Source organism: Sphingobacterium multivorum (genome assembly GCF_900457465.1).
GTDB lineage: Bacteria > Bacteroidota > Bacteroidia > Sphingobacteriales > Sphingobacteriaceae > Sphingobacterium > Sphingobacterium multivorum.
In genome coordinates this window covers 1,151,642-1,165,276 of sequence record NZ_UAUU01000009.1, presented here as the reverse complement: position 1 = coordinate 1,165,276, position 13,635 = coordinate 1,151,642, and the positions used below count along the sequence as shown (strand labels likewise).

Genomic DNA, 13,635 nt, shown 5'->3' with positions numbered 1-13,635 from the left:
AATTCAAAAAAAATATTTAAACTATTAGAACATTTTAAAACAAAAAAAAAATAACAGTAAAAATAAATTTCATATGCAACTACCTAAAAGTATAAATCATAAAAAAAAGTTACATTTTTTATTTAAAAAATATTTAATACAGTATAAGACACAGTTTTTACCCAACAATTCCTTATATTCGTCTATAACAAATGCGGATACCGATAGTAGCATATTAGTAATACAGATATAGAAATGACTTCTTTCAAGAAATACAGTACTATAATAACACAGCTCCTCTTATTGCTTACACTAGCTGGATGCCATCGAAAAGGTGCCAAACAAAGAGAGCATGATAAACCAGCAAACTCAACAGAATTTCAGACAAACAACACTAATCTCAATTCATACTGGAACGACTATCCTTTCACAGACACCATAGCCATTAAAAACCCCAATATTGCTGAACAACGATTTGTAAATTTTCTTGCCCAGCTTCCCAAACACCCCTTAAACGAAGTAAAAGACGGCATTGAATCGATGCTAAAGCAAGCCGAGCCGAATCAAAAAGTATTTGAGTTCTTTAAAGGTCAATATGAACACTACTTGGCAGACCCCAATTCCCCAGTACGCAACGACCAATACTACGAGTACGTCCTTTCCTATTTATCTCAGTCCAAAGCAAGTTCAGACACGGATCGGATACGCTATAAGTTACAATTGGAAATGATCAAGAAAAATCAAGTCGGCATGCAAATAACAGATTTTAGTTACCTTACTTCTCAAGGCCAAATCGAGCGATTATCCGACAAAGGAGGCAACGTAAACATGCTGCTTTTTTATGATCCGACATGTCCACACTGTAAAGAAATTCTCAATCAGCTCAATTCATCGGAGCTACTCAACAAGCTGATTTCTTCCAAGCATTTAAATGTTATTGCAATTGACCCCCTAGGGGATAAAAAACTGTGGAAGGAATATCAACGCTTTATCCCCTCCAACTGGACCAATGGTTTTGATCACGAGGATATATTGATAAAAAAACAATACTATAGCCTGCACGCGTATCCTACCATCTATTTACTGGACAAAGCGGGTAAAATCTTATTAAAAGATCCCGACTATCAGCTTGTTTTACAAATTTTAGAAAAAATGTAGCTATGACACTACAAATATATTTTTATATCTTTACTCAAACGATTGCATACATTATATTTGCATATCAATATGAGATTTAATAAATACTAGCCATATTTCATTAGAACTAAAAACAAATCAATCGGCCTATTGTTAAAATAGGGCGATGAAAAGTCAACTTACAAACTCAAATTAAATGGAATTCGATTATTTTATTAAGCTACTTATTGTATTTGTGCCGTCCTTTTTTGCCATGCTATTTAGCAATTTTGTAATTCCCTTTATCATATTTATCACCTACAAAAAGAAATTATTCGACCCTATTAATTCCCGCAAATTACACCAGCGCAGTATACCGAGACTCGGCGGCGTGGCCTTCGCCCCTATACAGGTGTTTACGCTAGCTTTGACACTTGTAATCGTATACAAATTGCGTCTTGTCGATTTTCAGATCAAAAGCTGGGAGCTTTTCCCCATGTTTTATGTACTGTTATGTGGGCTGTTAATGCTTTTTATTGTGGGTATCGCAGACGATCTTGTAGGCGTATTGGCCCGTTGGAAGCTGGTCGTACAAATTTTCGTAGGCTCCTTATTCCCACTATCTGGTCTTTGGATCAACGATTTGTACGGTGTCTTTTTTATTCAGGGGCCTTTACCCATGTGGATTGGCGCACCGCTGACCATTTTTGCCGTTGTCTTGGTTATTAATGCGATTAATCTGATTGATGGCATCGACGGATTATGTTCGGGGCTTGTCATGGTTTGCTGCATTGTACTGGGTACCTTATTTATTTACTACGGCTCTTGGCTACATGCACTATTTGCATCGATCTCCGTAGGTGTACTTGTACCATTTTTCTATTACAATGTATTTGGAACATATAAACGCAAGCGACGTATATTTATGGGCGACACAGGCAGCCTCACACTCGGTTTTACCGTTGCCTTTTTGGCGATCAGTTTTGCGATGAATAATTCAGCAATTAAGCCTTTTTCAGAAGGGGCCATTGTTGTCGCATTTTCAATACTTATCGTCCCTATTTTAGATGTTGCACGCGTCATGGCTATTCGTATCTATTCAAAAAAGCCACTATTCAGACCCGACCGCAACCATTTGCACCATAAATTTTTACGAACAGGGTTATCCCATCGGGCTACGCTGCTTTCAATCTTGGCACTCGCGTTGTTTTTCTGTTTTTTTAATATCATTGGTGTACAATATATCAGTAACAATGTCATTATTTTCTTTGACGTGCTTTTATGGATCGCGTTCCACTATATTTTTAATCAGATAGAACGAAAAAAATTAAATAAAGCACTAATTTAGTTACCGATTAACACCACACCATATTATAATGAAAATAGCAGTAATAGGTGGCTCTGGTTTTGTAGGTACAAAACTTATTCGTTTGTTACAACGATCACCAGAACTGAACCTGATCAACATAGACAAAAACCCCAGCGCCGATCATCCAACCATCAGTGTCATTGCCGACGTCATGAACGTTTCAGCATTGAAACAACATTTGGAAGGGGTAGATTTAGTCGTTCTTTTGGCTGCGGAGCATCGTGACGATGTGTCGCCAGTATCGCTCTATTACGATGTCAATGTACAAGGTATGCGTAATACGTTGGAAGCGATGGAGTCAAATGCAGTTAAACGACTTATTTTCACCAGCTCAGTAGCCGTATATGGTTTAGACAAAAACAACCCCGACGAGACCTTTCCTGCAGATCCATTCAACCACTATGGTAAGAGTAAATGGGAGGCCGAACAGGTACTCCAGCTATGGCATCAAAAACACGCTGATTGGAATATTAATATTGTACGTCCCACAGTGATTTTTGGAGAAGGCAATCGTGGTAATGTTTTCAATCTGCTCAATCAGATTGCAAATGGTAAATTTATGATGATCGGAGGTGGCAACAATCAAAAATCCATGAGCTATATCGGCAACATTATCGCCTTTATACACTATCTGATTTTGCATCAGCCTTCAGGCTATCAGGTTTTTAATTATGTAGACAAGCCCGATTTCACGACCAATGATCTCGTTTATCATACGGGAAATATTCTTGGTAAATCCATCCCCACCACCAGGATCCCCTATTGGCTGGGCATGATGGGCGGTTATTGCTTTGATGTATTAGCGTTTATAACACGCAAAAAACTAAACATCAGTTCAGTTCGTGTCAAAAAGTTTTGTGCAGTGACAAAGTATGATTCAACAAAAGCTATGAGCACAGGCTTTGTCCCACCTTTTACTTTAGAGGAGGGTTTGGGCCTCATGTTAAAAGAAGAATTTAAGAAGTAGCGTATCCTTTTCCGATGGAAGATATAAAACAAGAAGATCAAAAGATAGAACGCGGTTATTGGACCGAAATTATCGAACCTCAGAGTAGTTTGTTGAATTTAAACCTACGAGAAGTATGGCGTTACCGCGATCTGCTGATATTGCTGGTCAAGCGGGATTTTGTGACCTATTTCAAGCAAACCGTTTTGGGCCCTATTTGGTTTTTTGTTAATCCAATCTTTACCACGCTCATGTACACGTTAGTGTTTGGTAATATCGCGGGGCTCTCTACAGACGGATCACCACAGATTGCGTTTTATCTATCCGGTGTCGTACTATGGAATTACTTTTCCACTAGCCTCAATCAGACAGCGACCGTATTTACCGTCAATGCCACCATTTTCGGAAAAGTTTACTTTCCACGGTTGGTAATGCCCTTGGCCATTGTGACCTCAAACTTAATGCAATTTGGCGTACAATTCTCGTTATTTATCGCTATCGTGATCTATTACAGTTTTCTAGGTCAGCTGCATCCCAATATATGGATACTATTTACCCCAATATTAATAGTACTAATGGCATCCTTTGCCCTTGGTGTGGGTATGATTTTCTCCAGTATGACAACGAAATATAAGGATATGACCATGCTGTTAACATTTGGGGTACAATTATTTATGTATGCTACTCCCGTTATCTATCCTGTCTCCAGTATTTCAGCACAATACCGATCTTATATCGAGTTAAATCCACTTACTGCTATCGTCGAATGTTTTAGATATGCCTATTTAGGTGTAGGCGATTTCAACGGCTATATGATGCTTTATTCCGCTGTGGTTATCGCTATATTATTAGCCATTGGAACACTGGTATTCAACCGGGTACAAAAAGGATTTATGGACACCATTTAAAGAAGCTTGCTCAAAACAGAATGAAGAATATAGCACTTGAAGTAGACAATTTAGCAAAACAATACCGATTAGGGCAAGTAGGTACCGGCACCATCAGTCACGATCTCAATCGATGGTGGCACAAAGTTCGCGGCAAAGAAGATCCCTATTTAAAAATTGGCGAGTCCAATGACCGGACAAAATCGGGCGATTCCGATTACGTTTGGGCATTACGGGATATTAATTTTCAAATTGAGCAGGGAGATGCTGTAGGCATTATTGGCCGCAACGGTGCTGGCAAATCTACCTTATTGAAACTGCTATCTAAAGTCACAAAGCCCACACTTGGCGAAATTAAGGTAAAAGGTCGTATTGCTTCTTTATTGGAAGTGGGCACAGGTTTTCATCCAGAGATGACAGGTCGTGAAAACATCTATCTTAATGGTGCTATTTTAGGGATGACTAGACGGGAGATCAGGCGCAAGTTTGACGAAATTGTTGATTTTGCTGGAGTAGAGCGTTATATCGACACCCCTGTGAAGCGTTACTCGTCGGGTATGTATGTGAGGCTTGCTTTTGCAGTTGCCGCACATTTGGAGTCTGAGATTTTAATTGTGGATGAAGTACTTGCCGTTGGCGATGCCGAATTTCAGAAAAAATGCCTCGGAAAAATGGGCGATGTCTCTAAGGGTGAAGGAAGGACGGTCTTGTTTGTTAGTCATAATATGACAGCTGTGAAAAGTCTCTGCAAAACAGGTATTTTCATGGAAAATGGAACGCTTAACATGCAGGGAGATATTACCAAGGTAATCGAGCGTTACAATATCTCCAATTTATCAAATCAATCAGAAATATTCGTTTACAAACAAGACAATATAAATGGTGTCATTTTGAGAAGCATCACTTTTAACGGCTCCATTAAATCCCAGCTCGAAATTAAAGCTGGTGATTTTTTAGAAATTAAAATTGAGTTTGAAAATTTCGTTGAAAGACCTGTAGCACTCGAATTAAACCTCTTGGATCTCAACGAGAACCCTTTGGCATTTTATAGTCCTGCTCATTTAAAAGGAGAATTAAACACCTTTACTACGGGAATACAAGCGATTACGCACAACATCAAAATACCAGACAATCTCACCTCTGGACTATTTTTAGTTGAAATAGCACTAACGCATCCAAATGTTGAATACATTTATAAGTTTAGCTCAAAATTAGAATTAAATATTGCAGGCATAAACACCATAAATGGAAATCCATTAAATTACAAGGAAAGAGGATTGATTATCTTGGAATAACAACTCGAAGTTTAGAAAATTCACATATTTAACTGAAATATACTAAAAAACTTATACAAAACTAATTTAGAAAATATTATAAAGTAATATACGGAGCGTGAGATAAAGTAACCTTTTAAATTCATTATTTGTTTGAAAGAATGACCTTAAAATTTAATACTATTTAAGGATTCTAAAATTATTAAAATGCTTGCTATAGTAGCATTAAATCAACATAAAACTTACACAAGTTAATATTTTATCATGAAACCAAAGATTTCAATAATAACAATAAATTACAACAATAAAATAGGTTTGTTAGAGACAATTAAGAGTGTTATTGAACAATCTTACGACAATTATGAATTCATCATTATCGATGGTAATTCAAATGATGGTAGCAAAGATATCATAGCCGAACATAAAACTTATCTTACATATTCAGCAAGTGAACCAGACAATGGTATTTACCATGCAATGAACAAAGGCACAAGAATTTCCCAAGGTGATTTTTTACTTTTTTTAAACTCGGGAGATTCATTATTTTGTAAGGATACGCTTCAAGACGTTTCAACATACCTATCTTCTTCTTCAGATATTTTCTATGGTAATTTAAAATATATAAGTGACGACAATGAATGGGTAAGAGATTACACCAATGATATTATAGATTTCGAATATTTAATGAGAGATACACTGCCTCATCCGGCCTCTTTTATAAAAAGTACACTTTTAAAAAATAGACAATTCCCTTATGATGAGAATCTTAAAATTGTATCTGATTGGAAGTTTTTTATCAATTCTATAATAAAAGAAAATGCTAGAATAAAACATATACCTTTTGTAACAGCAAATTTTATTGAAAATGGTGTAAGTTCTAAACCCGAAAATAGAAATCTTATCACACTAGAAAGATTAAATGTACTTATACAGGACTTCACAGATCTTTTCGCAACAAGCTTCGATAAGCTACTTTCAATTGAGAGAGAGTATAGTAATATTATGAGATCTAGACCAATCAAAGCATTTCTAAAAATTAGAAGAAAATTTGAAAAATAAATGAGAAATCGTATTAGCGTCATTGTCCCTTTTTATAATGTGGAGCCTTATTTTGAGAACACAATAAAATCACTATTGTCGCAATCTATTACTAATTTTGAATTAATTCTCATCAATGACTCTTCTTCAGACAACTCTAGGGCTATAGCACATCGGCTACTAAGTGCCCAGCGTAAAATAGACTTTAAAATAATAGATAATGAGTCTAATAAAGGCATATCTTTTACCAGAAATGTTGGCATTGCCCATGCAAACGGAGAATTTATAGTATTTGTAGATGCCGATGATTTTGTGTCAGATGACTTTATTAAAAAACTATATCATCCATTCACAGATCAGAATATTGATATTTCCGTGTGCAAATTTGAAATTGTAGACCTCAAATCAAAAACCTCGCGCATTATTACAAACCAGAAAAATGCAAATTTTAACGGTAAAATTGATGCAAAAATTGCACTACAAAACCTTTTACAAGATAAAGAACGATCTTTTCTCTGTAAATGCATGTTTAAAAAGCAATTGTTTGAAAATATTCTCTTTCCGAAAGATTGTAATTTTATGGAAGACACCATTATACTTCCAAGATTATACGCAAGGGCAAATTCAATTTTCTTTATCCCATTTCCTGCACTTTATCTATACAAAATCAGAAAATCTTCCGCAACAACAGGAAAAGTTAGAACAAGTAATTTTCTAAATATGCCTAATGCAATAGCCGAAACCGTCGTCTTTATTAAAAATACACGAAAAGATATAGCAACCAAATACTTGACCAGATTTCAGTTTCTATCCACCTATAACATTGTTTCTAATGTATTACATTCAGATAATGTAGATTTTAATGCCGCAAAGCCACTTTATAAAAGCTTTAGAAATAGCCTGGCCAGAGATCAACTAATAAATATGATCTCGCAAAAAAGTATAAGGAGCCTTTTTTGGTTGTTAAAATTAAAGATCTCTCCCAAAATAATTTGGAAAAAAACTGTATAAAAGCATTTGAATCAAGAAAATATGCAAATCACTGTCGCAATTTGTACATACAATGGGGCTCAATACCTTGAAGAACAGTTATATTCTATTATGACTCAACAGCGTGCACCGGATCAAGTCGTAATAAGTGACGATAATTCCGATGATACAACCTGGTCAATTATTATGGAATTTCAAAGAAAATACCCTACGATCATTGAAGCCCATAGGCAACAAAAAAACATTGGTCTTAATAGTAACTTTGCCTTTGTATTGTCTAAAACTACAGGAGATTATATCGCTATCTGTGACCAGGACGATATTTGGTATTCAAATAAATTAGAAATAATTGAACAGTATATTACACATAACCCAACCTACAACATATTTCACCACGATGAAAATATTCTAGGGAAAAAAAAGAATGACACCATTATCAAAGAAAGGCGATTCTGGTTACCTTATCAAGAATCAGGAGTATCCATTGGATTTGTTTTCAATAGGCTCACAGGGCATAAAGTTGTACTCTCTAGAACTCTCCTACAATATATCTTGCCAATTCCTGAAGAGGTATTTTATGACTGGTGGATTTTTGTAGTTGCAGCAATAAAAGGAAAAACAAAATATATTGACATACCATTAATGGACTACCGTATGCACAGTAACAGTGCGTATTTCTCCGATGTGTCCAAACAATTAACGCATGTCACAGCGCCCATTAAAATAGCATTGAATGCATTTTCTAAAATAGATGGAATCAATGAATTAGATAAAAATAATTTAACCCAATTGATCGCATTGTATGAGAATCATACCGCTCAAAAGTTTGATTTCAAATTGTTTCTCTTCTTTCTGAGAAAAAGAAACTATCTTTTTAAAGATTTCCATACTGATGAGAAAGGATTAGTTAGACAATTATTTTTAGTTCGATTATGCCGCGCATTTTCAAAATGGTAAAATATAAACCATATGAATAAGACTCTTAGTTTAATAGTACCTGTTTATAATGTCGTAGATTACATAGAACGATGTGTAACGTCCCTGACTCAACAAACCTGCATTGATTTTGAACTCATCCTAGTTGACGATTGCGGTCAGGATGATTCAATTCAAAAAGCATTGGATATATTGGCCAACTCCACTTTGGATTATAAAGTCATTTATAGGAGTCAAAATGGTGGATTATCCGCAGCTCGAAATTCCGGCATTGAAAATGCCGTCAGCGACTATATCTTTTTTGTAGATAGTGATGACGCATTGCCCCTAGACGCCATTGAAAAAATCAAAAGTAAAATAGCAATTGATTCGTCTGATGTACTGTATTTCAATGCTTCCTACAGCGAATTCGGAAGTAAAGGTTTTAAGAGTATGCTCAACATTCAAAATCCTATTGCCAGCCGTTCATCTGATTTTTTAGCAGCACTTTATACAGGTACATATCTGGCTTATATATGGATGTATGTTTTTAAAAAAGAAATCTTTAATACAATAAAGTTCCCAAATGGAGCTGTATACGAAGACGCGCTTACGCTTCCTTATATATTAAAATCAGTTGAAAAGGTAAGTATTGATCTAAGCACTTCAATTTACCATTACTATGTGAGGGAAGGCTCAATAAGCCGATCTTTCCACCCTCAGCTTAAAGAGGTCATCCCTAACTTTAATGTAATGGAACAAAAGTTATACAGCAATTTTAAAGATTCATTATATCCCCTATTTGTGTATTTTAGAACTACATATCTGATGCGTATTAGTCGGGAAGCTTTTGTGCGATCCAAAAGTCAATATGAGGCCGTTGCATTACATCGTTATTGGAAGAAATGTATACCTGCGCGCAACATAAGCATTTTATGGCGTTATGGACACAAGCGAAGCGCTATTTTCTTAATTTTACTAAAAACAGATCCATTACTTTTAAGCCTATTCTATAAACTAAAATTATTGAAATAAAAATTTATAAACAGAGAATATGGCACCACAGATAAATTTAGAAAATTATCCATTAGTCTCAATTACAATGTCGACCTATAATGGTGAGCAGTTTTTGGAGGAACAGCTACAAACATTAATTGAGCAGGACTATCCGAATATAGAAATCATTGTCTGTGATGATCACAGTAGCGATCAGACATGGCAAATTTTACAGAAATGGCAAATAGCCTACCCTAAGCTAATCCAAATCTTTAGCAACCCTGAAAATATAGGCTGGAGTAGAAATTTTGGCGAAGCGATCTCGCATGCGAAGGGACAATTTATCGCTTGGTGTGATCAAGATGATAAATGGATGTCTGATAAGATATCCGCCATGGTCGAAACATTCAAAAAAAATCCCGACGCATCGTTGGTATATCACGATGCTATCCAATTTAGAGGAGATAACGAAACAATCGTTGAAAAAAAAGATTATTTTCACTGGGGAACATTCCAAGGTACTGATCCTGTTTCTTTATTTTGGCACTGCCGTATATTAGGACATCGGATGATGTTCAAAGGTGAACTGAAAAAATATATCCTACCAGCCATATCCACCTCTTATGACTGGTGGATACAGGTTCTTGCTGCCAGCATAGGTCGGGTATATTATATAGATAAAAAACTTGTCGCGCAAAGGAAACATGAAAATAACGCAACTGGAGCAAAAGATCCCAATATGATAGGCGATTGTTTGTTGGGTAGGCTCCAAATGTTAGAAAAATTTCAAATTTTCCGCCCCTTAATGAAAGAAAAAGATGGAATCTTATTAGATAAGATGACAGCTATCATGCGAAATCATAAGCGTGGAAAATTTGATTGGACACTCTTTTTCTTTGTACTTAAATATAGATATAGACTACACAATTTTTTAGAAGGCAGCAATGCATTAGGCCGCGAAATATTTCGCTGGCGCTTAGCGAGATCCTGGGCAAAAAATTGGTAATTTAATTATCGTTATGGATATATATATTAAATCATTCAATAGACCGTATCTGCTTGAACGCGTATTACAAAGTATTGTTCGCTACGTCAAAGGTTTTGATAAAGTCGTTATTTTGGAGGATGGCACTCCAAAGATTTACCTGGATCGTATTCAGAAAGACTTTCCATTTGTACAATTCAGGTATTCTCCCGATTACGAAAGAAAAGCGCAGGGAGAACGAGCCAAAATGGCCGCACCTACCGAATTTTGGCGGAAAGAAATTGAAAAAGCGACAGACTATTTCTTGTTAATTGAAGATGATATTTGGATATACCAGGAAATTGATTTAAAAAATGCCGAGCAACTATGCAAAGCAAATGAAATTTCTATATTAAAACTAAAATGGTGGGGAAATGAAAAACTAGTAAATGGTACCACCGTTACACTCGATGATAGCAATGAGCTACTGCTGCCAAAAATGAAGTTTGCTTCTGAAACCTTAGTTAAAAACAGGTATTTTCTCCATAGTCTGCTTATTCTACTAAAAATTATGCCCAAAAACTATTTCTTAGAGATGTATTCGATTTACGATGTTGCCGGTATCATTTTTTCAAGAGAATATTATCTTCATGTATGGCCCAAAAATCAAAATTTTATTCAAGAAATGATACAGCTGGGGAAAGCCGCCGAATGGTTCAGAACGCATAAAAACAAAAAAGTTGCCAAATCAAAAAATGAAGCATGTCTCACCACATTTGTTTCTTCGGCGACCGGCAATAAAGATAAGTTAGGCTTTGATATGGATCTTATAAATGATATATTAAACAAAGCTTGGTATGAACAAAAGCTAGATAGCATGCTGCAATTTCCAAAAGACATGCGCCTAGACTATGTTCAGTCCTTTTTGGAAGGGCATATTCATCCGCAGCAAATTGATGCTTGGCGAAATTGGAGCTATTCTTTCAGAAGAAATTTCACAAATATGGGAAGTTCCTTAATAGCCTATAACAACATGGATGAGGTTCCGCCTGAAAATTAATACGAACTAAAATACTAAAGCAGATCTTATGTTGCCCGCAATTTCAATACTCATGCCAATCTATAATGGAGAAAAATTTCTTCAAGAGACACTCGATAGCCTATGGAATCAAACATTTACTGATTTTGAGCTAGTCATTGTAGACGACGGCAGTACAGATCGCACAGCTGACATCATTCAATCACAGCAGGATGACCGTATAAGGTATTATAGAAATGAATACAACTTAAAGATTGTTGCTACATTAAACCACGGACTTAAACTATGTCGGGGAAAATACATCGCCCGTATGGATGCGGATGATATTTGTATGCCTGAAAGACTTCAAAGACAATGGGAGTATATGGAAGCAAATCCACAAATAGTGCTCTGTGGCACTAGTATCATCAAATTTTCAGAGTCATATACGTTTGAAGACAGACGCGGAGGTGATAATCTCATCACCCGTGCAAAGCTGGTATTCGATACCGCAATCAATCACCCGAGCGCCATATTTAGAAATGATATCGTCCAACAAAATCATTTGACTTATCCAAGTGAATACCCCCATGCTGAAGATTATGCCTTTTGGTATGAATTGACAAAGTATGGCGAGATTGCAAATCTCGATGAGATACTCTTAAAATATAGGATGCACGGAGATAACATATCCATGAAATTCAATACCGAACAATATAATAGTATGAATAAAATCAGAAAACTTATCCTCCAAGAATTTTGGGGAACCGAATCCCTTGAAGCAAAATCTTGGATACTAATGTTTGATAAGCTATTAGCCTTTCGGAATATTGGAATAGGCGAAATGATAGCGATGGATAAACTATTGATACAATTGGTCGAAAAAAAATAAGACAACAAAATCTTACCTCTCAAATGCCTTGTCAAAAAATGCCGCCTGGTTTTGGTATGTTGTATATGTGCACGAGAACTGTCTACGATATACGCCACTTATGTTAATAAAATTTATTTTTAATAAGAGAAGTATTGTACACTACTTGGATAAAGAGTATAAGAAAAAACTATTTATTAAGAGCTTACTTTTCTGGAAAAAAAAGTGAAATCATCTTCGAGTACTATTTTAGCAAACTGCCATGAGTTTATTAACCATCGTGATGCCTGCTTATAACGCAGCAAAATATATAAATGAAACTTTAAAGAGTTTTATTGATCAAACATTTACTGATTGGAAACTTATTATAATTAATGACGCCAGTACAGACAACACCCAGCAAATTGTTGAAGAATGGAAAAATAAAGATAGCCGCATACAACTGATCAACAATGAAATAAATCTTAGAATTACAAAAACCATGAATAAGGGAATTCAATTTGTCGAAAGCCCTTTTTTCGCTCGGGTTGATTCCGATGACATCTTACTTCCGCATCACTTTGAATATTTGATATCCTATTTAAACCAAAATGCCAATGTAGACATTTGTGGCAGCCAAGTGATTACGATTGACGGTCAAGGAAATTTTAGGCGAAAATGGAATTACGAAATTGAATCGGACTGGATCGAACAATCAGCTATATTTGCCTGCCCTTTTCTCCAATCATCTGTTGTAATGCGGACTGAAGTAATAAAAGGCTTAAACGGCTATAGGGAAGAAATGGAACTCATTGAAGATTATGAGCTATGGATTAGAAGTTTAAAGAGCTACAAAGCGGCATCACTTGATCTATATACAGTAAAGTATCGCATACATGATCATAACATTAGTGAAAATAATAAATCAAAAATGCTTCTACTACTGGAATCAATGTATCATGAAAATCAACAAAACTATCCGATCGACAAAACAAACCTTCATTTACATGCCCGCATGGAAATTGGAGAATGGTCAAATATATCGTTGAAACTTGTCAAACACCTTAGTAAATTTGAAAATAATTTGAGTGCGATCAATAGTGCTCAATCATTTTACAGCGCAAGGCAATATAAAGAAGTCTTAAGAAAATACTTCGCAAATGCCTATCTAAAAATTGCAACCCAAAATAAAGGATTTGTTCGATTTTATGCAATATCTCTTGCACTTATTAAATACCCAAAGTGGGTTGTCTTTATTATTAACCGCAAACGTGAAAATGCAAAAGCTTAAAT

13 protein-coding genes are annotated in these 13,635 nt (G+C 35.6%); all 13 read left to right on the top strand.

Annotation, left to right across the window (positions count from 1 at the left end):
* Window positions 1–234 precede the first annotated feature (234 nt).
* The 13 genes from DTA23_RS16670 (at window position 235) to DTA23_RS16610 (ending at window position 13,633) form a co-directional block, all read left to right on the top strand.
* The gene (locus DTA23_RS16670) at window positions 235–1,137 is read left to right on the top strand and encodes a DUF5106 domain-containing protein (protein ID WP_112375417.1); all 903 of its coding nucleotides are present in this window, start codon (window positions 235–237) and stop codon (window positions 1,135–1,137) included.
* A gap of 175 nt (window positions 1,138–1,312) precedes the next feature.
* Window positions 1,313–2,443: an MraY family glycosyltransferase gene (locus DTA23_RS16665; protein ID WP_112375416.1), complete on the top strand. Its 1,131-nt coding sequence runs from the start codon at window positions 1,313–1,315 to the stop codon at window positions 2,441–2,443.
* A 28-nt stretch (window positions 2,444–2,471) separates the two neighbouring features.
* Window positions 2,472–3,431, top strand: coding sequence for an NAD-dependent epimerase/dehydratase family protein (locus DTA23_RS16660; protein ID WP_112375415.1), 960 nt, complete (start codon window positions 2,472–2,474; stop codon window positions 3,429–3,431).
* 14 nt (window positions 3,432–3,445) lie between these two features.
* Window positions 3,446–4,318 carry an ABC transporter permease gene (locus tag DTA23_RS16655; protein WP_112375414.1) on the top strand — a complete coding sequence of 291 codons (873 nt, stop codon included), beginning with the start codon at window positions 3,446–3,448 and terminating at the stop codon, window positions 4,316–4,318.
* Window positions 4,319–4,338: 20 nt separating this feature from the next.
* Entirely contained in the window at window positions 4,339–5,592 is a 1,254-nt protein-coding gene (locus tag DTA23_RS27805) for an ABC transporter ATP-binding protein (RefSeq protein ID WP_204990915.1), read from the top strand.
* 243 nt (window positions 5,593–5,835) lie between these two features.
* Complete coding sequence (locus tag DTA23_RS16645; protein ID WP_112375413.1) at window positions 5,836–6,630, top strand: glycosyltransferase family 2 protein; 795 nt, start codon at window positions 5,836–5,838, stop codon at window positions 6,628–6,630.
* Window positions 6,631–7,620: a glycosyltransferase family 2 protein gene (locus DTA23_RS16640; protein ID WP_112375412.1), complete on the top strand. Its 990-nt coding sequence runs from the start codon at window positions 6,631–6,633 to the stop codon at window positions 7,618–7,620.
* A gap of 6 nt (window positions 7,621–7,626) precedes the next feature.
* Window positions 7,627–8,556, top strand: a complete 930-nt coding sequence (locus DTA23_RS16635; RefSeq protein WP_146753106.1) for a glycosyltransferase — start codon at window positions 7,627–7,629, stop codon at window positions 8,554–8,556.
* A gap of 12 nt (window positions 8,557–8,568) precedes the next feature.
* A complete protein-coding gene (locus DTA23_RS16630; RefSeq protein WP_112375410.1) occupies window positions 8,569–9,549 on the top strand; it encodes a glycosyltransferase family 2 protein in 981 nt (326 codons plus the stop codon).
* A gap of 19 nt (window positions 9,550–9,568) precedes the next feature.
* A complete protein-coding gene (locus DTA23_RS16625) occupies window positions 9,569–10,516 on the top strand; it encodes a glycosyltransferase family 2 protein (protein ID WP_112375409.1) in 948 nt (315 codons plus the stop codon).
* Window positions 10,517–10,529: 13 nt separating this feature from the next.
* Window positions 10,530–11,534, top strand: coding sequence for a hypothetical protein (locus DTA23_RS16620; RefSeq protein WP_112375408.1), 1,005 nt, complete (start codon window positions 10,530–10,532; stop codon window positions 11,532–11,534).
* A gap of 28 nt (window positions 11,535–11,562) precedes the next feature.
* Window positions 11,563–12,384, top strand: coding sequence for a glycosyltransferase family 2 protein (locus tag DTA23_RS16615; RefSeq protein WP_112375407.1), 822 nt, complete (start codon window positions 11,563–11,565; stop codon window positions 12,382–12,384).
* Between the two features lie 241 nt (window positions 12,385–12,625).
* Entirely contained in the window at window positions 12,626–13,633 is a 1,008-nt protein-coding gene (locus DTA23_RS16610) for a glycosyltransferase family 2 protein (RefSeq protein ID WP_112375406.1), read from the top strand.
* The last annotated feature ends 2 nt before the right edge of the window (window positions 13,634–13,635 follow it).

What these genes read in the sequence shown, in the direction of transcription:
- DTA23_RS16670 (WP_112375417.1), top strand. Translation starts at nt 235, where the DNA reads ATGACTTCTTTCAAGAAATACAGTACTATAATAACACAGCTCCTCTTA.
- DTA23_RS16665 (WP_112375416.1), top strand. Translation starts at nt 1,313, where the DNA reads ATGGAATTCGATTATTTTATTAAGCTACTTATTGTATTTGTGCCGTCC.
- DTA23_RS16660 (WP_112375415.1), top strand. Translation starts at nt 2,472, where the DNA reads ATGAAAATAGCAGTAATAGGTGGCTCTGGTTTTGTAGGTACAAAACTT.
- DTA23_RS16655 (WP_112375414.1), top strand. Translation starts at nt 3,446, where the DNA reads ATGGAAGATATAAAACAAGAAGATCAAAAGATAGAACGCGGTTATTGG.
- DTA23_RS27805 (WP_204990915.1), top strand. Translation starts at nt 4,339, where the DNA reads ATGAAGAATATAGCACTTGAAGTAGACAATTTAGCAAAACAATACCGA.
- DTA23_RS16645 (WP_112375413.1), top strand. Translation starts at nt 5,836, where the DNA reads ATGAAACCAAAGATTTCAATAATAACAATAAATTACAACAATAAAATA.
- DTA23_RS16640 (WP_112375412.1), top strand. Translation starts at nt 6,631, where the DNA reads ATGAGAAATCGTATTAGCGTCATTGTCCCTTTTTATAATGTGGAGCCT.
- DTA23_RS16630 (WP_112375410.1), top strand. Translation starts at nt 8,569, where the DNA reads ATGAATAAGACTCTTAGTTTAATAGTACCTGTTTATAATGTCGTAGAT.
- DTA23_RS16625 (WP_112375409.1), top strand. Translation starts at nt 9,569, where the DNA reads ATGGCACCACAGATAAATTTAGAAAATTATCCATTAGTCTCAATTACA.
- DTA23_RS16620 (WP_112375408.1), top strand. Translation starts at nt 10,530, where the DNA reads ATGGATATATATATTAAATCATTCAATAGACCGTATCTGCTTGAACGC.
- DTA23_RS16615 (WP_112375407.1), top strand. Translation starts at nt 11,563, where the DNA reads ATGTTGCCCGCAATTTCAATACTCATGCCAATCTATAATGGAGAAAAA.
- DTA23_RS16610 (WP_112375406.1), top strand. Translation starts at nt 12,626, where the DNA reads ATGAGTTTATTAACCATCGTGATGCCTGCTTATAACGCAGCAAAATAT.